We start from the raw sequence: 19,588 nt of genomic DNA, 5'->3' as shown, positions 1-19,588 counted from the left end.
GCCCACACACCGGGGGAGATGGGCAAATCGACCTTGACAGAACTGTGGCTCATCGCGCCTTCTGGGCACCGCGTCGCGCGTCGTGACGGCGGATCGAGCGGGACCCGTATGCGCCATGGAGTGGATCTCTTCGCGACATTGCAGCAGATCGTGCGACGGGCCATGGCGATCGCGCCGCGCGCGCCGCGCGGCAGCCTGCTCCTCTGCGAAGGGCACCGCCTCGTCTACAGGGCGCTCGAAGGGTTCGACGCGTTCGCTCGGCAGGGGGTGAACCTCCCGACCGACGCGGGCCTCGCCACCGCGAGCGGCCCGCGCGCCCCGCGCGCGGCGCCCGAGGCGGCGAGCGGGATGTGCGTTGTCGGTGCACATGCGTGGTATGAAGCGCACCTGCCTCTCGCGATCGCGGCAGAGGGCGCGGTGCCCGCGGGCGCGGGGGTGCTCGTCGCGCCCGTCGTCGTCCGGGGAACGCCGGCGGGCTACCTCGCGCTGGAGCAGGCGACCCTCGAGCCTCCGCAGGGCGAGCGTCGCGCGATGCTCGAGGTCTTCCTGGACGCCGCCGGGGCCGCGCTGGAGCGGCGCAGGCTCTATGACGAGAAGGCGAGGTTGGCGCAGGAGATTCGCCTTCTCGAGCAGGTGCTGAACGCGGTGGGCACCACGGTGGAGCCGGACCACCTGCTGGACACGCTCGCCCACGGCATCAAGGGCGTGCAGATCGACCAGCAATGGGCCTCGGTGGAGCTGTGGCTCGTCGAGGACGCCGGCGGCGGAGAGGGCGCCGCGGCCGCTTCGGGCGCGCTGGACGCCCGCGTGTTCCGGGCCGGGCGGTCGGCCCCCATGACGTACTTCCACACCCTGCGCGACGGCGCGGTCGACGCCGCGCGCGGCCTCGGCATCTCCGTGGATTTCCGCCTCGGGCCCCCGGGCGGCCCGGGAGGCCAGGGCGAGATCCTCGAGGACGGCATCCGGCGGGGTGTGGACGGCATCATCATCGCTCCGGGCGCCCCCGAGGAGGCGGAGGAGGGGTTCCGGCGCGCGGCGGAGGCGGGGATCCCGGTGATCGTCGTCGACACGCCGCCGGTCCCGGGCAGCCGGGCCCCGCTCTATATCGGCACGGACAACGTGGCGGCGGGCAGGCTGGCGGGCGAGGTGATGCGGCGGCTGCTGCCGCGCGGCGGGGTCGTGGCGTCGCAGCGGCCCACGAAGGACGCGATCAACACGCGCGAGCGCATCGAGGGGTTTTGCGCGGCGATGGAAGGGGCCGAGTTCACCGTGCTGCCCCCCCACGAGGACAGCGAGCACGATCAGGAGCTCGGGACGGAGCTCGCGCGGGCGGCCCTCCAGCGGCGGCCGGACATCGCCGGCGCCTTCGGGGTGGCGGTCGGCGGCGGGCCGGCATGGGGCCGCGCCGCGAGGGAGATCGGCAGGGGCGGGGAGCTCAAGATCGTCGCGTTCGATCTCTTCTCCGCGACGGTCGCGCTGCTCCGCCGGGGCGCGATCCACGCGACGATCGTGCAGCGCGAGTACGACATGGGGTACCGCGCCGCCGAGATCGTCCACCGGATGATCACCCGGGGCGTCGAGCCGACGCTCGCGGAGCTGCCGGCCTCGCGCATCATCCACACAGGCGTCGATTGCGTCACCCTCGAGCACACGCCGTGGTCCACGATGCTCAGCGATCACCTCGCGCTCGACGCGGCCCGCCGCGTCGCGAGCCGGCGCGTCGAGGGCGACGCCGCCGGCCGACCGATCGAGGTGCTGTTGATCGGCGTGGCGGCGCGCAGGGAGCCGGTCGTCGAGGAGCGCGTGTCCTTCTCGCCGCGCTCGCTGGTCGGCCGGGTGCTCGACGGAGGCCGCCCGCTCGTGATCGATCCGGCCGGGCACGACGGGCGCGAAGACGCCTCGCTCCTCCGCGGGCACGCCGGCGCGCGGACGCTCGTCGGGGTGCCGCTGCGGGCGCGGGGCAGCGTGGTCGGCGTCCTCGTCCTGAGCAGCGAGCGTGAGGACGCCTGCGGGAGCGACGACGTGCCGTTCCTCGAGCGCGTGGCCGGCACCGCGGCCGTGGCCCTCGAGAACGCCCGGCTGTTCAGCCGGATCTCCGAGCGGAGCGTCGCGCTGGAGCGGGCCAACCAGCTCCAGGAGTCGATGCTCCGGACGATCCATGAGCTGTCGAGCCCCGTGGTGCCGATCGCCGATGGAATCCTGGTCATGCCCGTGGTGGGCACGATGGATGCCCAGCGCTCGGGCCGCTTCATCGCGTCGCTGCTGGAGGAGATCCACGAGCACGACGCGCAGGTGGTGCTGATCGACGTGACGGGGATGGCGGTGGTCGACGCCACGGCGGCGAACCAGCTCGTCCGGGCGGCGCAGGCGGCGGCGCTGCTCGGCGCGGAGGCGGTGCTCGTCGGCGTGACCGCGGGGGCGGCGCAGATGATGGTCGCCCAGGGCCTGGACGTCGGCGCGATGGTCACGCACGTCGACCTGGCGCGCGGCTTCCGGTACGCCCTGAGAAAGACCGGCGGCCGCATCCTGTATCAGCGCTGACGGCGACGGCCGCCGATCGGGTCGGCGCGAACGGGGCGGCTCAGGCCGCGCTCTCGACAGGCCGGAGCTTGCTCTGCTCCGCGCCGGCGCTCGCGTCGACGCGCGCGGCGAGCATCGGGCGGAACGCGGCCCGGTACGCGAAGGCGAGGTAGAGCTCGAGGGCGAGGACGAGCCATGTGACCGGGTTCGCCGGCGCGAGGAAGGTGTGGAAGGCGACGATGTTCACGACGATGGGCGCGAGGAGCGCGAGCGCGAGGGGCACGTAGCGGTTCGAGAGCAACAGCGCGCCTGCGACGACCTCGGTCCCCTTGATGAGCGGGAACATGTACCCCGTCGCCGCGAGCGCGCCCGCGAAGCTGGCCGCGGCCTCCGGGGCCGGGGGCTGCGGCAGGAACTGCAAGAAGCCGTTGAGCCCGAACACGAAGAACACGAGCCCTTGCAGGACGCGGGCGGCGGTGGGGGCGAAACGCTTGACGTTGTTCATGATGAGCCTCGCTGAGGTGTGGCGGGCTCTCCCGAATCGGAGCGCCCACGCCTTTCCAGATGCGCCCTCGCGGCGCCCGGTGCTATCGTGCAACGGCTCAACACAACGTTGCGCTGGCGCAACCTGGCGAGAGCCCCCGATCGGCGCCGTTTACCCCTCGTGAGGTCCTACCATGCCCAGCCCCAGCCCCAGCGCGGCAGCGCGAGCGCGCCCTGCCCGGGCGCCCCAGCTCGATGAGATCGCCGCGTTCGCCAGGGTGGCGGAGCTGGGCTCGTTCACCGCCGCGGCGGAGCAGCTCGGCGTCCCGAAGTCGACGGTGAGCCGCGCTGTGACGCGGCTCGAGGACGGCCTCCAGGTGCGTCTCCTCCAGCGGTCGCCGCGCGCCGTGGCGCTGACCGAGGCGGGCCGTCGCTTCTTCGGCGACGTGGCGCCGCACATCGCCGGTCTCCGCGACGCGGCGCAGGCGCTGGACGCCTATCAAGGGCAGCCCCAGGGCACGATACGGCTGAGCGCTCCCCCGGATGGTGGGGAGTCTTTCCTCGGAGAGATGCTCGTCGAGTTCGGGGCGCGTTACCCGCTGCTGTCGCTCGAGGTCGACATGTCCACGCGCCGGGTGGACCTCTTGCGCGAGGGCTTCGACGTGGCGCTCCGGGCGACGGGCGAGCTCCCGGACTCCTCGCTCGTCGTGCGCAAGCTGCTCGACTCCTACGTGCAGCTCTTTGCTGCGCCGGCGTACCTCGCGCGCCGCGGCCTGCCCCGCGCGTTCGAGGAGCTCGCCGACCACGAGCGGGTGGTGTTCCTCCCCAACAGCCGGCGCGGCCAGCAGCCCGTCGACGGCCCCCGCTCGGTGCGCGACGCGATGGCGACCGGGCGCATCGCGACCGACGATTTCCAGCTCATCCGCTCGGTGCTCCGGGCGGGGGGCGGTATCGGGCCGCTCCCGCGCGTCCTCGCCGCGCCCGAGCTGGCGAGCGGCCGCCTCGTCCACGTGCTGCCGGAGTGGTCGCAGCGCGCAGGGACGCTGTACCTCGTCTATCCGAGCGCGCGGCACGTGCCGCGGAACGTGGCGGTGTTCCGCGACTTCGTCCTTGCCTGGGTGAAGCGCCTCGCCTGCTAGAGCGGCGGGCACCCGCTTCGGATACGGGCCCACCTCGGCGTTTTCGGTGCTCAGCGCACGGGAGTGCGCTTCCGCGCCGAAAACGCCGATCTGGGCCCGTCTCCTGTGCGGGTGACCGCCGCTCTGGGACGCTCGTACGAGGCTCAGCTGAAGACCGCTCTAGGGCTGGTTGTCGATCATCTTTTGAAGGGTCGCCGCGATCTCGAGGAGATCGGCGTCGGCGCCGGTCGTGTTCGCGGCGAGGACGGTCTCCCGGGCGGCCGAGAGCGCGCTCGCGCGTTCGAAGGGGCCGAGCTCGACGAGCTGCTTGAGGGCCTCGGCATACGCGATGATCGCCGCCGCCTTCGTGAGGTTGCCGTCGTCGATCCCGAGCCCTCCGAGCGTGGTTTGCTGCACGGCCTCCCTGGCCTCGCCGGTCGTCGCGTCGCGCCAGGTGACGCGGACCCGATACGGGTCGTTCGCGCTCGGCAGCGACGGGTCGCACGGGCGGAGGATCTGATACAGCATCATCGAGTCGCTCGGGGCGAGGTGCTGCGTGCGCACCTTGGCCGGATCGGGCGAGTACTCCTCTCCATAGAACTTCTGGATGCCGAAGTACGGCGGGAGCGTCAGCTCGATCCTCACGTCGCGCGCGGCGACGAGGACCGTCTCGGCGAACCGGTCGACGAAGACGCGCCTCGCCTCGTCGGCGCTGTCGAGGTAGACATACGCGCCGCGGCCGGCGTCGGTGACCACGTCCATGAGCGTGTCGTTCACGCCGTCGCCGACGCCGACGCCGACGAGGTAGACGCCCTCTCCGTCCGCGTCCTCGGCGTTCTCTCCGATGAGCTCCTCCTCGGTCACCCCGACGTTGGCCTGTCCATCGCTGATCAGCACGACGCGGTTGATGCCGCCCGCGGTCCTGTGCGCGTTGGCGAGCGCGTACCCCGCGGCGAGGCCGCTGTACAGGTCGGTGCCTCCGTCGGCCTCGATCGCGCTCGCGACCCCGAGCAGCACGGGGTCGTCGGGGCCCGAGACGACGTGGCCTTCGAGCACGGGGCTCTGCCCCGTATTCCAGGTGACCGCGTTCACGACGTCGCCCGCGATGAGCGTCGACGCGATGGCCCGGACGGCCGCCCTCTCGAGCTCGATCGGCTCTCCCGACATCGATCCCGACGTGTCGAGCACGAGCGTGATCGTCATGGGCTCGCGCGCGGCGGGCGCCCGGCTCGACTGCACCGCGATCTGGAGCGCCAGATCGCCCGTGAGCACGCAGGAGCCGAGCTGCGATACGATCGAGAGCTCTCCCGGCTCGGCCGGGGCGAACGAGTACCGGTAGTAATTGAGGAACTCGTGTGTGCGGATGACATAGGGGTCGATCAGCGGCGCGCCGCGCTCGATCTGGCGGCGGACGATGACCGGAGATGCCATCGAGTTGGAGTCGTCGGACGAGAGGTACAGCGTGAGCGGCGTGGAGAGGTTGACCCCCGCGCACGAGCCGCCGCTGGCCTGCGGCGCGAGCCGGGGCCCGGCGTCCCGCGAGCTGCCGGCCCCGCCGCCCGCCGTTGTGCTGCCGCCGGTCGCCGCGCCGCCGGCCGATCCGCTGCCGCCGCCGGCCGATCCGCTGCCGCCGCCGGCCGAGCCGCTGCCGCCGCCGGCCGAGCCGCTGCCGCCCTCGTCGCCGCACCCGCCGGCGCCGTCGCCGCCACCGCCGCCGGCCCCACCTTCGGCGCATCCGCCCCCGGAGCCACCGCTGGCGTCTCCGGAACCCCCGCTGCCCGCGGCGCCTCCTTCGCCCGCGGGCGGCTCTGCGTTGGGGTCCGTGGAGCCGCCGCTCGAGCCCACGCCCGCGCTCGCGCCCGTGCCCGTGCTCGCGCCCACGCCCGCCACCGGGTCGCGGCCGGAGCCGTCCCCCTCGCGGGTCGCGCCGCCGCCGCAGATCGCCGCCGGCGCCTCGCCCAGCTGGAGCGGCTCGTGCGGCGGCGGGTCGCTCGACGAGGAGCAGGCGATCGACAACGAGGCGGGGATGATGAGAGCGAGCGCTGTACGCTGAAACTGTGCCATGAACACCTCCACGGGCCGGCGCTCTCGCACGGGCGGTGCCAGGGAAATCATCAATTGTTCCGCCGATGGATGCCTCGTTTGCGCCACGGTGTTCGGCTCATGTTGGCCTGAATCGTCTCGAGGTGTGCCAAGGTGCGATGGGGCGCGTCCGCGGCGCGCCGGCGATGGAAGTGCGCCGAGCGCCCTCACGGCTCTGGGCCGCGCGGAGGGGGCAAATGGCCCTGGATCGAGCCCGAGAAGCGCACGGCGATGACCGCAATGCCGCCGCGGACGATGGCTCGGTGTACCCTCCGCGCCGTGCGTGCGTTCGAGAGTGCCGTGCTCCACCACCCGCGCTGGCTCGCAGCCGTCGTCGTGCTCGCCGGCGCCCTGACCGGGGGTGACGCCTGGGCGGAGGTCCAGCGCCTGCGCATCGCGTACGAGGCGCACGACGGCTGTCCCGGCGCCGGGGCGTTCCTGCGCGAGGTGACCGCGCGCACGGACCTCGCCCGCGCCGCCGTGGCGGACGAAGCGGCGCTCGACGTGCGCGTGCGCATCACCTCGAGCGCGGGCAGGAGCCGCGGCCGGATCACGCTCGGCAAGGGCGAGGACGCGCGCGTCCGCGAGGTCGACGGCTCGACGTGCGGCGAGGTCGTCGCGGCCCTGGCGCTCATCACGGCCCTCCGGGTCGACCCCACCGCGTCTCTCGATCCGCAACCGCCGGCCGTCGGGTTGCGCTCGTCCGAGGCGCCGGAGGCTGGCGGGGCCCGGGATGCCGGCGGGGCGCCAGCGCCGGCCGAGGATCCCGTCGCGGCCCCGCCGCCCGCCGCGGATCCCGCCGCTCCTGCGCAGCCGGCCGGGGCCGCGCAATCCGCCGGGGCTGGCGTCCCTGGCGGCGCAGCGCCAGGCGCGGGGACCTCGCCGCAGCCGCCCGCTGCCGCGCCGGCCCCACCGGCGCCGGCCGCGCGCCCCTTGCCGATCCGCCCGCCGTCGCCGGTCGCGGGGGCCTCGCACCCTCCGCGGCCGCGACGGCCGCCCGTGGAGCAGCGCCCGTGGACGCTCGGCCTCCAGGGGAGCGCGGCCTCCGGGGTCGCCCCCGAGGCGCTGCTCGGCGGGGGGCCCTTCGTCGAGCTGCGCGCCGATCTGGGCCTCGGCGCGGCGTTCCGCGTCGCCGCCGAGGTGGCCGCCACCGGCGCGGTCGACGCCGGGCCGGGCGGCGCCCTCTTCCTGCGCGGGATCGGCCGGGTCGACGCCTGCGCGGATCTCTTCCGCCCGACACGCCGGCTCTCGCTCGGGCCCTGCGTGGGCGCGGAGGGCGGCTTCCTTCACGGCACCGGGCTGGTCGGCGAGGCGATCTCCGACGTGGACGAGGGCACCGTCCCCTGGGCCAGCCTCGGGCTCCTCGCGCGCGTGACCGCCACGCTCGGCTCCCTCGTGCGGATCGACGCGCAAGGTGGACCGGAATTTCCGCTGGTGCGGCGATCGTTCATGTTCGAGCACCCCGCGCAGCTCATCCACGAGGTGCCCGCTGTCACGTGGACGCTCCGCGTCGGCGCCGGCCTCTCGCTCTGATCGCCGGCCGCAGGGAGCGACGCGCGGCGAAATTGTGATCCCGGGGGAGAGACTCGGAGATTGCTACGGCGGGAGGCTTTGCCATGAGACCTTTGAAAGCCGTACCTTCACTCGGCTTCTTCGCGGTGCTCTCGCTCATCGTCGCTGGCTGCGAGATCACGATCGTGGGTGACGACACCGGCGGCAGCGGTGGAGACGGCGGCGGCGGCGCTGGCCACGGCACCACGGTCAGCGTCGGGGAGGGCCCAGGCAGCGGCGGGGGGGATCCCTGTGTCCCCGGCGTCCCGGCGACGTCCCAGATCCCGCGCCTGCTCAACCGGGAGTACGACGCGGCGGTGCGGGATCTGCTCGGCGTGACCGCGCTGGCGAGCGCCGGCAACGGCCCGCCGTCGACGCTGCTCGCCCCCGACTTCGAGGGGGACATGACGGGTGTCGCATGGAACGCCTACCTCGCGGTCGCCGAGCAGATCGCCGCCGAGGTGATCGCCGGGCCGAACAGGTCCAGGTTCGTCAGCTGCGATCCGGCGGCGTCCGGGTGCCTCGAAGAGACGATCATCGACTTCGGTCGCAAGGCCTTCCGTCGTCCTCTGCTCGAAGAAGAGGTGCAGAGCTTCCTGCGGCTCACCGCGGTCGAGCCCCAGGGCACGCCCGACGAGATCGCCGAGGCCATCCTCTTCACCTTCCTCGCCTCGCCCTCGTTCATCCTGCGCCCCGAGCTGGCGGAGGAGCCGGAGGGAAGCGCCGTCAAGCTCTCCAGCTACGAAGTGGCGGCGAGGCTCTCGTTCCTGCTCTGGGACTCCGTTCCAGATGACATCCTGAACGCCGCGGCCGACGCTGGCCAGCTCGCCACCAGGGAGCAGATCCTGGCGCAGGCGCGGCGGATGATCCGGATCCGCGAGAAGACGGCGCCGGTCGTTGTCGCCTTCCATCGCGATTACGCGGAGATTCGCCAGAGCTCGCACTGGGGAATCCACGATCACGACACGACCCTGTACCCCGACTATTCCCCGGACGCGGTCGCTCCCATGATGGCGGAGATCGACGCCCTCTTCGAGGAGGTGGCGTTCGAAGGGGGGTCGTTCGAAGACCTCTTCCTGAGCAACGTCGCCTTCGTCAACGAGGACACCGCGGCGCTCTATGGGCTCGATCCAGCGAATTTCGGCGCGGAGCTGACGCGGGTGGAGCTCGACCCGGCCGAGCGGCCTGGGTTCTTGACCCGCGTCGGGTTCTTGAGCTCCTACTCGTCCTACGCCGCCACGAGCCCGATCCTCCGGGGCGCGTTCATCTCGAGGCTGCTCGGGATCAGCCTGGTGCCCCCGCCTGTCGCGGAGCCGGTGCCCCCTCCGGGCGAATACACAACGCAACGCCAGCGCGTCGAGGCGCTGACCTCTCCGGCGGCGTGCGCCGCGTGCCACGTCCCTTACATCAATCCGCCGGGCTTCGTGCTCGAGCGGTACGACGCCGTCGGCAAGCTGCAGACCACCGATCCGCTCGGCGGCCCCATCGATGGAACCGCCGACGTCCGCTTCGGCATGGACATCACCGAGACGATCGAGACACCGCTCGAGCTGATGAACGAGCTCGCCGCTGCTCGGGCGGCGAAGCACCACTATGCCGAGCGGTGGGTTACCTTCGCCACCGGGCGGCAGCCGAACCCGAACGACTTCTGCGACGTCGATGAGCTCGACGCCAAGCTGTCTGCCGACGGTTACACCATTCTCGACCTGCTCGCCGATCTTACCCAGACAGATTCGTTCCGTCTGCGCGTCCGCGGAAACTGAGGCCGGCGGCGGGGCGCGGCGCAGCGCTCGTGGCGGAGCGGCGCGGCGCTCGGCGTGACGCGGCGCTCCCTCGAAGCGCGCCCCGGCAGACCTCACGCTGGCCGCATCGAAGCGGGCGCCGCGCCGACATGCGCGACGCAATTGTGATCGCGGGGAAGCTCCCTGGGAATTGTACGCCGGGAGGCTTTGTCATGAGGCTCTGGCGCGCCGTATTCTCGCTCTGCTGCTTCGCGGCGCTCTCGCTCGTCGCCCCTGGGTGCGGGATCACGATCCTGGGCAAGGGCACCGACCGCGACGATCAGAGCGGCGGCGGCAGCGGCAGCGGCGGGGGCAGCGGCACCACCGCCGGCGTCGGGGGGGGATCGGGCGTCGGAGGGGGGGAGTACTGCGTGCCCGGCATCCCGGTGACGTCGCAGATCCCGCGCCTGCTCAACCGGCAGTACGACGCGGTGGTGCGGGATCTGCTCGGCGTGACGGCGCTGGCGAGCGCCGGCAACCTCCCGCCGTCCGCGCTCCTCGTCCCCGACTTCGACGGAGACATGACAGAGCCCGCATGGAACGGCTATCTCGCGGCCGCCGAGCAGATCGCCGCCGAGGTGATGGGCGGGCCGAACAAGCCCAGGTTCCTCGCCTGCAATCCGGCGGCGTCCGGGTGCCTGGAAGAGACGATCAGCGCCTTTGGTCGCAAGGCTTTCCGCCGTCCTCTGCTCGAAGACGAGGTGCAGAGCTTCCTGCGGCTCACCGCGGTGGAGCCCCAGGGCACGCCCGAAGAGATCGCCGAGGCCATCCTCTTCACCTTCCTCGCTTCGCCCTCGTTCATCATGCGCCCCGAGCTGGCGCAGGAGCCCGAAGGAAGCGCGATCAAGCTCTCCAGCCACGAGGTGGCGACGAGGCTCTCGGTCCTGCTGTGGGACTCCATTCCAGATGACATCCTGGACGCCGCGGCCGACGCTGGCCAGCTCGCCACCAAGGAGCAGATCCTGGCGCAGGCGCAGCGGATGATCCAGGACCGCGAGAAGACGGCGCCGCTCGTGGCCCGGTTCCATCGTGCTTATGCGGACATTCGCCCGGGGTCGCGCTGGGGAGCCGTAGAACACGACACGACCCGCTTCCCCGACTACTCCCCGGACGTTGTGGCTCCGATGATGGCAGAGATGGACGCCCTCTTCGAGGAGGTGGCGTTCGAGGGGGGGGCGTTCAAGGACCTCTTCCTGAGCAACGTCGGTTACGTCAATCAGGACACAGCGGCGCTCTATGGGCTCGATCCAGCGAATTTCGGCGCGAATCTGGCGCGGGTGGAGCTCGATCCGAACGAGCGGCCTGGGTTCTTGACCCGCGTCGGGTTCTTGAGCTCCTACTCGCGTCATGACGCCACGAGCCCGATCCTTCGGGGCGCGTTCGTCGTCAACAGGCTGCTCGGGATCGACCTGGCACCCGTGCCCGGCGCGAGCGAGGCGCCGCGGCCTCCGGGGCCGTTCTCCACGGAGCGTGAGGCCATCGAGTCCATGACCTCCCCGGCGGGGTGCGCCGGATGCCACGGCACGTACATCAACCCGCCGGGCTTCGTGCTCGAGAGGTACGACGCCGTCGGCAAGGTGCAGACCACCGATCCGCTCGGCGGCGCCATCGATGGGACCGCGGACGTCACCTTTGACGTCGGCAACGTCAAGACGATCACGTCACCCATCGAGCTGATGAGCGCGCTCGCCGCCGATCCGGCCGCCGTGCGCCACTATGCCGAGCGGTGGGTCGCCTTTGCCACTGGACGGGAGCCGAACGGGAGCGACCAGTGTGACGTTGACGGGCTCCGCGTCAACCTGCTTGTCGACGGCTATACAATCCTCGATCTGCTCGCCGATCTCACCCAGACGGACTCTTTCCGCCTGCGCGTCACCGGGAACTGAGGCGGGAATACGACAGGACGAGGAGCCTGTTCGCTCGCCTTCGCGCGAACGGCTCAGCGTCGCTCGCTCCCGCGGCGCCGTGGCGCGGCCCTCCGGCGGGCTCTTCCGGCGGCTTGAGCGGCGGCACCTCCGCGCGTAAGGTTCGCCGATGAAGCTCCCGTTCGACAACACCTACGCCCGCCTTCCCGACCGCTTCCACGCGCGCGTCTCCCCCGCCCGGGTCCGCGCGCCGCGCGTCGTGAAGGTGAACCGCGCGCTCGCGGAGGTGCTCGGGCTCGACGCGGATCAGCTCGCCTCGGCGGAGGGGGCGGAGGTGCTCGCGGGCAACGCGCTGGCCGAGGGCGCGGAGCCGATCGCGCTCGCGTACGCGGGGCACCAGTTCGGCAGCTTCGTCAGCCAGCTCGGGGACGGGCGGGCCATCCTGCTCGGCGAGGTCGTGGGCAGGGACGGCAAGCGGCGCGATCTCCAGCTCAAGGGCGCGGGGCGGACGCCGTTCTCGCGGGGCGGAGACGGGCGAGCGGCGCTCGGGCCGGTGCTGCGCGAGTACGTCGTGAGCGAGGCCATGGCGGCGCTCGGCGTGCCGACGACGCGCGCGCTCGCCGCGGTCACGACGGGCGAGCCGGTCTATCGCGAGGAGGTGCTCCCCGGCGCGGTGCTCACGCGCGTGGCCGCGAGCCACATCCGCGTGGGCACGTTCCAGTTCTTCGCGGCGCGGGACGACCGAGAGGCGCTGGCCACGCTCGCTTCGTATGCGCTCTCCCGGCATTACCCCGAGGCGATGGGCAGCGGCAATGACGCGCTGGCGCTGCTCGAGCGTGTCGTCGACGCGCAGGCGTCCCTTGTCGCGCGCTGGCTCGGCGTCGGCTTCGTGCACGGCGTGATGAACACCGACAACACGTCGATCTCCGGGGAGACCATCGATTACGGGCCGTGCGCGTTCCTCGACGAGTACGATCCCGCGAAGAAGTTCAGCTCGATCGATCGGGGCGGCCGGTACGCCTTCGGGAACCAGCCGCGCATCGCGCAGTGGAACATGGCGCGGCTAGCCGAGGCGCTCCTGCCGCTCCTGGCCGAGGGCGAGGAGGAGGCCGTCCGTCTGGCGACCGAGCGCGTTGAGCGCTTCTCCGCGCTCTTCGTCGCGGCCCACGCGCGCGTCCTGCGGGCCAAGCTGGGGCTCGCGCGCGAGGAGGAGGGAGATCTCGCGCTCGCCGCGGATCTGCTGGAGCGGCTCGCGTCGAACGGCGTCGATTACACGGTCTTCTTTCGGCGGCTGTGCGCGTCGGCGGCCGGTCCAGCCGCCGACGCGCAGGTGGCCGCCCTGTTCGCGGAGCCCGGCGCCTTCCGCGACTGGGCCGAGTCGTGGCGCAGGCGGCTCGCCCGGGAGGAGATCACGCCCGAGGCGCGCGCGAGCGCGATGCGGCTCGTCAACCCGGCGTTCATCCCGCGCAATCACCGGATCGAGGCGCTCATCCAGGCGGCCGTTCTGCGTGACGACTTCGAGCCGTTCGAGACGCTGGTGCGGGTGCTCGAGCGACCGTACGACGATCAGCCGGAGAACGCGCATCTGAGCGAGCCCCCGCAGCTGGACGAGCGAGTGCAATACACGTTCTGCGGGACCTGATTCCCCTTCAAGGGTGCAGCATCGCAGTAAATCGATCCTGGTGGTGGGGTACTTTGCCCGAAGGTGAGGTCATTTGAACGCCAAGACGCCATAAGACGCCACAAGACGCCAAGAAAAATACAAAAATTTGGCGTCTTGTGGCGCCTCATGGCGTCTTGTGGCGTCCTCTCGGTTCCTGCTTCCCGGCACGGTGGGAGAGTTCGCCCCCAACCAGACGAGGGGAGGTCTGGCGGACGGTTCGGCAGCGTGATAAACTACCGTTTCTTCAAGCGCTCGGGCGGCAACCACCCTCCAGGAACCGGCCACCATGAGTCAGAGGAAAGGCAAGCCGTTCCTCGCATCAGGAAAGAAGGCCCGTCGAGCCGCCCGCAAGGACGGCGCGGGCCGCGTGCATCTCACCGTCCTTCGCGACCCCGCGAGCGGGCATGAGCGCGTCGCGCTCAGGACCCCGGTGTTCCGCGAGGCGTGGCAGAACGACATCGCAGCGGCCGCGGCCAACACGGCGTATTCCGCCCTGCGTGGGGAGCCGAGCGTGGATGGCGCGGTCGAGCTGGCGCGGGACGCGATGGCGGCCACGTCGCGGCTCGCTGCGGGGCTCCTGGCGCGCGCGCCCGACGGCGCGGTGGCGTGCAGGGCGGGCTGCGATCACTGCTGCCATCAATCGGTCGGGGTCACTCCGCCGGAGGCGCTCGCGATCGCCGACCACCTGAAGTCGACCCTGTCCGACGCGGAGCTCGCGCGCGTGGCTCAGCACGTGTCCGGGTGCCACGAGAGGACACGAGGCCTGCCGTCGACAGAGCGGTTCTCGCCGGACCACCCTTGCCCCTTCCTGCGGTCGGGGCGGTGCTCGATCTACGAGGTTCGACCGCTCTCCTGTCGAGGGATGAACTCGCTCGACGCGGGAGAGTGCGCGACCAGGCTGCGGGACCCCGAGGCGCGCGCCGCGTTCCTGGCGCGGGGCGTGGGGGGCCGCTCGTTCATGGAGCCCATTCGCGGCGTCCACGCCATCAGCGCCGGCCTGCAGCTCAGCCTCTCCGAGCTCTTCCGCCTCGACATGCGCCCCCTGGAGCTGACGGCGGCGATGCACCTGCTCCTGAACGGGCCGGACTCGCTCGCCGACGCGTGGATCCGCGGGGAGCGGCCGTTCGAGTCGGCGCGCAGCGCCGACAACGCGACGGATCCCGGCCTGGGCGAGCTCATCGAAGCGGTGGGCCTCGCGCCCGGCCGGGAATCGTGAACGCCCCGCGTCAGGCCTTGAGATCGGTCAGCTCGCCCGGCTTGGTGATGCCGGCCTCGGCGTTCCTGCTGTCGAGCTTGCCAAACTGCTCGACGGGCCCGCCGCCTGCCGCCGTGCACCCGACGGCGTTCATCAGCGTCACGTAGAGCTTGTTGATGGGGACATTGCCTGTGTTCGAGCCCGTGCCGAAGCCGACGCTCGTGTCGCCGCCCGTGCAGTCCGCCTCGCTGTTGCCGGTGCCGAGCTTCCCGCCGTCCACGTTCACCACGTGGCCCTGCTTGAGGTAACCCCCCGCGCTGCCCGCGATCACGATCGGCAGGTTGTTCGTGTTGTGGGCGTTGCCGTCGGCCAGCTCCGGGAGCCACATCGTGGCGGTGTTGTCGAGCAGCGTGCGATCGCCCTCGGCGATGCTGTCGAGCAGGGTGACGAGCCGCACGTACTTGGCCGCGTACCAGGCGTCGATCTGCGCGATCATGTCGAGCACGCCGTTCTTGCAGGTCCCGCCCACCGCGAACGAGCCGTTCCGGTGCGAGAGGCCGTGGTGGTCGGCGTCGTGCTCGATGCCATCCCAGTCGAAGGTCACGTAGCCGGGATAGACGAGGATCATCGACCGGTTCATGTCGCAGATCATGCTCAGCGCCATGAGGTTCATCATCATGTCCCCGCCGGCCGTGAACGACGTGCCCAGGCCCGCGCCGAACCCGCCGCCCGAGCTCGCGGCGTCGACCTGCGCGGCCGTGACGCCGACCTTGGTCGCGGTCGCCTCGTTGCACGCCGTGGGCGCGACGTTCTGCTCCGTGCTGCGGAGCAGATCGAGCCAGTCGCTGATCCGGCGCTGGTCGGACTTGCTCATGGTGAGCCGCTGGTAGCTCTGAAGGTCGTCCTTGACGAGATCGATGGCGCTCTGCCCGCGCTTGACGCGGTAGTCGGCCTCGGTCTCCTGCCCGCCCCCGAACAGCCCGGTGAGCTGCTGGTACACCGTCTTGGGGTTGACGACGGCCGGGAAGGCGGTGTTCGGCGCCGAGAAGGACAGCACCTCCTTGATGCTGCTGCTCGACGGGCCGACCGAGAGCACGAGCGGGCTCGCCTTGCCGGGGTTGATCTGCTTCGCGATCTCGTGGTCGAGCGAGTGGGACGTCGCGTACCGCGTCTTGTCGTCGCTGATGAGCGCGCATGTGAGCTTGCCCCCCATCGCCTGATCGTGCGGGTCGATGGACTGGATCTCCGCGTACGAGTTGAACATCTTCAGGCCGCGCGGGAACAGCAGCTTCGACACGAACGGCGTCAGCCCCGCCAGCGTGGTGCCCTTGATGTGCTCGGCCGTGAGGGCGCCGCTCTCGATGGTCGGGAACCAGCGGTTGGTGAGGCACCCGTTGTGCGTGTAGAAGATCACGAGGCGCCGGGGCGGCGACGACTGGGGCGCGGACTGCGCCTTGACCTCCCGCTCGTGGACGGAGCTCAGGAACGGAGCCGCGAGAGCGGCGCCAGCGACACCCTTCAGGAAGACTCTGCGCTTCATTCGCCTACTCCAGTTCTACGGCTCGGGTTCGGAACGACGGAGACTGCGTGAGGTCCGTGACGAGGTTGAGGACCGTGTACCCCCCGGCGGTGATCTTCGCGGACACGTCGCGCACCGTGCACGAGTCGAGCGGGTGGCCGTCGCGCTCGTAGGCGTACGAGACCCACTTCTGCGCGTACTGGCGCTGCGCGTTCGGGGAGACGGCGAGCTTCGCCATCAGGTCGGCCGGGCTCGTGACCCGCACGGGCTGCCCGTCGATGCGCACGTCCGCCACCGTGTCGATGGGCGCGCCGGTCAACGCTTCCTGCGTCTGCCACGACCCCATGGCGTCGTACGCCTCCATCACGAAGCCCGGCGGGTTGATGAAGTTGTGGTGGCACGCGGCGCAGGTGGCGCCCGCCGTCTGCGCGTCCACGCGCTTGCGGTTCGTGTCGAGATCGTCCCCCTCTGGCAGCGGCGTCTCGAGCGCGCCGGGAGGTGGGGTGCCCGGGTCGATGCCGAGCACGTCCTTGGTGATGAACACGCCCCGGAGGATCGGCGAGGTGCGGTTGTACGACGAGTACGCGTTGAGGAAGCCCACCCGCGTCAGGAACCCCGGCCGCTGCGTCGGGTCGAGGGACACCTCCTCGAGATCCGCCCCGAACTCGGCGGGATCGAGCCCGTAGAGCGGCGCGGTCGCCGCGTTCACGAAGGCGACCGGGCTGAGGAGGAACTCCTGGAACGTCCCGCCGCGCGTGAAGACCAGATGATCGAAGAAGCGCTCGGTCTCTTCCGCCATGATCGGGATGAGCGCGCGATCGAACATGGGGAACATGGTCGTGTCCCGCTGCGCCGAGTCCCAGCGCGTGTTCGGCCCCAGCTCCAGGTAGTATCGATGGAAGGCGGCCACCATCTGCCGGGCCCTCGGGTCCTCCAGCATCCGCTGGGCCTGCGCCAGGACCTGCTCCGCGGTGGACAGCTGGCCCTGATCGGCCGCCTGGTTCAGCGCCTCGTCGGGGATCGTCCCCCAGAGCATGTAAGAGAGGCGCGACGCCACCTCATGGTTCGAGAGGGTGAACCCCGCGGCGCCGCCGGGCGTCTCGGTGATCTCCGCGCGCTGGATGAACGTGGGGGAGATCAGGAACATGAACAGCAGCGCCTCCGCGACCTCCTCCGGGGCCCCGCTCTCGGTGATCTCCGGCCCCTTGGCCACGATCGCGTCGAACCTGGCCACCTCCGCGTCCGTCAGCGGCCGGCGGAAGGCGCGCCGCCCGAAATCGAGGATCGTGTCGTGCAAACACGCGGCGCCGTCGCCGCTGGGCGTGCACTTCAGAAAGTTCTTCTTGAGCGCGGGGTCCGCCATCACCTGCGCGGCGATCATCTCGGCCACGGACCTGTAGGCGCTCCAGCCCAGATCCGTGAGGCTCCCTGCCTGGTCCGTCGCCAGCAGCGTCGAGGGCGCCACGTTGCCGGAGGCCGTCAGCGCCGTGACGCCCAGCAGATCGCGGACCGTCCTGTCGTACTGCGCGTTCGTCAGGCGCCGGATCTGCGATGTCGGCGCGATTCCAGGCTTGCACTCGCCGCTCGCGCCTGGGCCGTCCGGCGTGCCGTCCGTACCCCCGGTGGGGTTTTGCCCGCCCGACTCCGAGTCGACCTCGGCGTCTCCCACGGAGCCCACACAGCCAGCCGCGAACGCGGTGGCGACGATGATGCCGCTCCTCCACGTATGCATCGCACTCACCTCAGGTGGTATGTTCCAGATCAAAGAACCCAGACGGAAGCAGCAAGGGCGTCTTTGCGACCGACGCGCGACGTCCGGTGGCTGCCCTGCTCCCCGTGTACCACATCCTCTCATGTCGAGAGGATGTGGTGCAATGATGTGTCGGTGAGGGCTCTCATTTTTTTTCTGTGATTGATGCTCTAATTTTTCATCAAAGGCATGCGGGAACATTTTGGTGTTCACCCATGTGCGCTTTTCGTCAAAGGCATGAGGGAACATTTTGGTGTTCACCCATGTGCGCTTTTCGTCAAAGGCACGAGGGAACCCATGGATGTTCACCCATGCGCGCCGCGCGGCCTCTCGCGCGAGCTCCGCGAGCAGGCTGCCGCCCACCGGCCGTGGCCGCGGTTCGCAGCGGCCAGAACGGAAGGCCGGCGACGACTCGGCATGTCCAGCGTGGTGATGGCGCGCCTGTCGCGCTGTACGTCCGCGCCGCCGCGCCCGATGACGCGGCGTGGGACACATGTTGCTCTATTGCCGCGCTGCTCCTGAACGAAGCCGCCCTGCGTCATTCACCCCGTGCGGGCCTGCACGGCGGAGAGGCCCTCCGCTCAGAGGAGCTTGAGATAGGCGACCATGTCCGCCTCTTCCTGGGCGGTCAGGGTCGCGCGTCCCCCGAGGATCGGGGCGGCCAGGATCGGGGCGGCCTCGAAGGCCAGCTTGTAGTGGTGGATGACGTCCTCCAGCGTAGGGGCCGAGTTGTCGTGGAAGTAGGGCGCCGTCTCGTTGATGCCCCAGAGGGAGGTCGTCTTGCCGTCCCCCAGGACGTCGAGGGTGCCGAAGAAGAGAGCGGCGCCCGGATCGGCGGCCAGCATCGAGAGGACGCCGTCCTCGATCCTCGGCTGGTAGACGGCGATGAGCGGGAGCAGGTCCGGATTGGAGCAGAGGAGGCCGCTCCCGTCCGACGGGCAGGCCATGGCGTAGCGACGCATCGGGTTCGGCGTCGGCCGCACCTCCGGGGTGCCGAGGACCTCGCCCGAGAAGCCGGTCAGCACGCCGGTGATCCTGGTGAAAGCCCCGAAGGGGAACTGCTCGCTGCTCGTGTTGAGCATGGGCCCGCTGTGGCACTGGCCGCAGACGCCGTTCGGGAGAAAGTGCTTGCGCCCGCGCTTCTCGGACCGCGTGTGGCCGCGAGGCAGCTCGGGCTCAGGCCCGCCGTGCGCGTAACGGCGCAGCTCTCGTGAGCTGAACAGCGTCCGCTCGTAGTCGGCGATCTTCTCGAGCTGCCGCCGCGTGGGCGTGACCGTCGGCTCGAAGTGCGCCAGGATCGCGTTCGCGGCCTGCGTCTCGAGGTCGGGCTCCCGTGCGTCGAACGTGATGAGCGGATCGAGCGCGGGCGAGTTCTTGACGGAGGGGACGCCTCGGAAGACGGTCACGCTCGTGGCCGCGGGGTCGTCCTGGATCCAGACGTTCGGGGGCAGCGGGAACTCGAAGCGGAACGTGGCCTCGTTGAGGAGCCGCGTGTAGCTGTCGCCGACGCCATCGTCGCTGTCGATCGGGCGGAAGAGAGGATCGTTCGGGTTGGCCGCGTACCGCGCCTGCACTTCCGCCGGGGAGATCGTGCCTGTCTCCTCGCTGTGGCAGGTCACGCAGCGGCGCCCGTTGCCGCCGAATGTCGCTCTCTCGAAGAGCTGCTCGCCGCTCTGGAGCCGGTGCGCCTGGGCGGCGACCGCGACGAGCTCGCCTGTGTCCCACTCCTCCTGCCCCGCGCAACCCGCGGCCCCCAGCAGCGGGATGAGGAGGAAGAGACAGGCCATGAACATGCCTTGATGGGAATTGAACATGTGATTCATAAACCCTCCCTGGTAATGAGTCTGACAGGGGAGCATCGCCCGGAGCGACACGGTGTCGTGATCGCGCCGGTCGAGGGACGCGCGCTTAAGCCGAGCGCGCAGCCATCATGTTGGATCTAGATCGCGGTGATTCGGGCGTCCGCGCGAGGTTGCGGCGCGCCGCGAAGAGGACCCCCGGGTGACCTCGCAGTTTTCAGAAAAAACGAATCGGTCCCCGGCTGTCAAGGGAGCTCAGCCG

The 19,588-nt window shown here is 71.0% G+C and carries 12 protein-coding genes; 7 read left to right on the top strand and 5 right to left on the bottom strand.

Annotation, left to right across the window (positions count from 1 at the left end; translation table 11 throughout):
* Positions 1 to 108: 108 nt before the first annotated feature.
* Positions 109 to 2,541, top strand: coding sequence for a substrate-binding domain-containing protein (locus WMF44_RS29380; RefSeq protein ID WP_437293366.1), 2,433 nt, complete (start codon positions 109 to 111; stop codon positions 2,539 to 2,541).
* A 40-nt stretch (positions 2,542 to 2,581) separates the two neighbouring features.
* On the opposite strand, the gene WMF44_RS29375 is transcribed toward WMF44_RS29380, so the two are convergent.
* Positions 2,582 to 3,025 (bottom strand): DoxX family protein, encoded by a 444-nt coding sequence (locus WMF44_RS29375; RefSeq protein WP_437293365.1) that lies wholly within the window; start codon positions 3,023 to 3,025, stop codon positions 2,582 to 2,584.
* 172 nt (positions 3,026 to 3,197) lie between these two features.
* Between WMF44_RS29375 and WMF44_RS29370 the strand changes: the two genes are divergently transcribed.
* Positions 3,198 to 4,142, top strand: a complete 945-nt coding sequence (locus WMF44_RS29370) for a LysR family transcriptional regulator (protein WP_437293364.1) — start codon at positions 3,198 to 3,200, stop codon at positions 4,140 to 4,142.
* 159 nt (positions 4,143 to 4,301) lie between these two features.
* On the opposite strand, the gene WMF44_RS29365 is transcribed toward WMF44_RS29370, so the two are convergent.
* Entirely contained in the window at positions 4,302 to 6,185 is a 1,884-nt protein-coding gene (locus WMF44_RS29365) for a vWA domain-containing protein (protein WP_437293363.1), read from the bottom strand.
* 297 nt (positions 6,186 to 6,482) lie between these two features.
* Here WMF44_RS29365 and WMF44_RS29360 point away from each other — a divergent pair, with 297 nt between their 5' ends.
* The 5 genes from WMF44_RS29360 (at position 6,483) to WMF44_RS29340 (ending at position 14,279) form a co-directional block, all read left to right on the top strand.
* Positions 6,483 to 7,736, top strand: a complete 1,254-nt coding sequence (locus WMF44_RS29360) for a hypothetical protein (RefSeq protein ID WP_437293362.1) — start codon at positions 6,483 to 6,485, stop codon at positions 7,734 to 7,736.
* Between the two features lie 83 nt (positions 7,737 to 7,819).
* Positions 7,820 to 9,517, top strand: a complete 1,698-nt coding sequence (locus WMF44_RS29355; RefSeq protein ID WP_437293361.1) for a DUF1592 domain-containing protein — start codon at positions 7,820 to 7,822, stop codon at positions 9,515 to 9,517.
* Positions 9,518 to 9,708: 191 nt separating this feature from the next.
* On the top strand, positions 9,709 to 11,421 hold the full coding sequence (locus WMF44_RS29350) for a DUF1592 domain-containing protein (protein ID WP_437293360.1): 1,713 nt from the start codon (positions 9,709 to 9,711) through the stop codon (positions 11,419 to 11,421).
* Positions 11,422 to 11,569: 148 nt separating this feature from the next.
* Positions 11,570 to 13,042 (top strand): protein adenylyltransferase SelO, encoded by a 1,473-nt coding sequence (locus WMF44_RS29345; protein WP_437293359.1) that lies wholly within the window; start codon positions 11,570 to 11,572, stop codon positions 13,040 to 13,042.
* 307 nt (positions 13,043 to 13,349) lie between these two features.
* Complete coding sequence (locus tag WMF44_RS29340; protein WP_437293358.1) at positions 13,350 to 14,279, top strand: YkgJ family cysteine cluster protein; 930 nt, start codon at positions 13,350 to 13,352, stop codon at positions 14,277 to 14,279.
* A gap of 10 nt (positions 14,280 to 14,289) precedes the next feature.
* Here WMF44_RS29340 and WMF44_RS29335 read toward each other — a convergent pair whose 3' ends face one another.
* The 3 genes from WMF44_RS29335 to WMF44_RS29325 all read right to left on the bottom strand — a co-directional run bounded on the left by WMF44_RS29335 (position 14,290) and on the right by WMF44_RS29325 (position 19,341).
* A complete protein-coding gene (locus WMF44_RS29335; RefSeq protein WP_437293357.1) occupies positions 14,290 to 15,798 on the bottom strand; it encodes a DUF1552 domain-containing protein in 1,509 nt (502 codons plus the stop codon).
* Between the two features lie 4 nt (positions 15,799 to 15,802).
* A complete protein-coding gene (locus WMF44_RS29330; protein WP_437293356.1) occupies positions 15,803 to 17,509 on the bottom strand; it encodes a DUF1592 domain-containing protein in 1,707 nt (568 codons plus the stop codon).
* A 599-nt stretch (positions 17,510 to 18,108) separates the two neighbouring features.
* On the bottom strand, positions 18,109 to 19,341 hold the full coding sequence (locus WMF44_RS29325; protein WP_437293355.1) for a hypothetical protein: 1,233 nt from the start codon (positions 19,339 to 19,341) through the stop codon (positions 18,109 to 18,111).
* Positions 19,342 to 19,588: the final 247 nt, after the last annotated feature.

The organism is Sorangium sp. So ce426, assembly GCF_051475585.1.
GTDB lineage: Bacteria > Myxococcota_A > Polyangia > Polyangiales > Polyangiaceae > Sorangium > Sorangium cellulosum_B.
The sequence above is the reverse complement of the archived record's forward strand: the minus strand, read 5'-3'. Positions and strand labels throughout refer to the sequence as shown.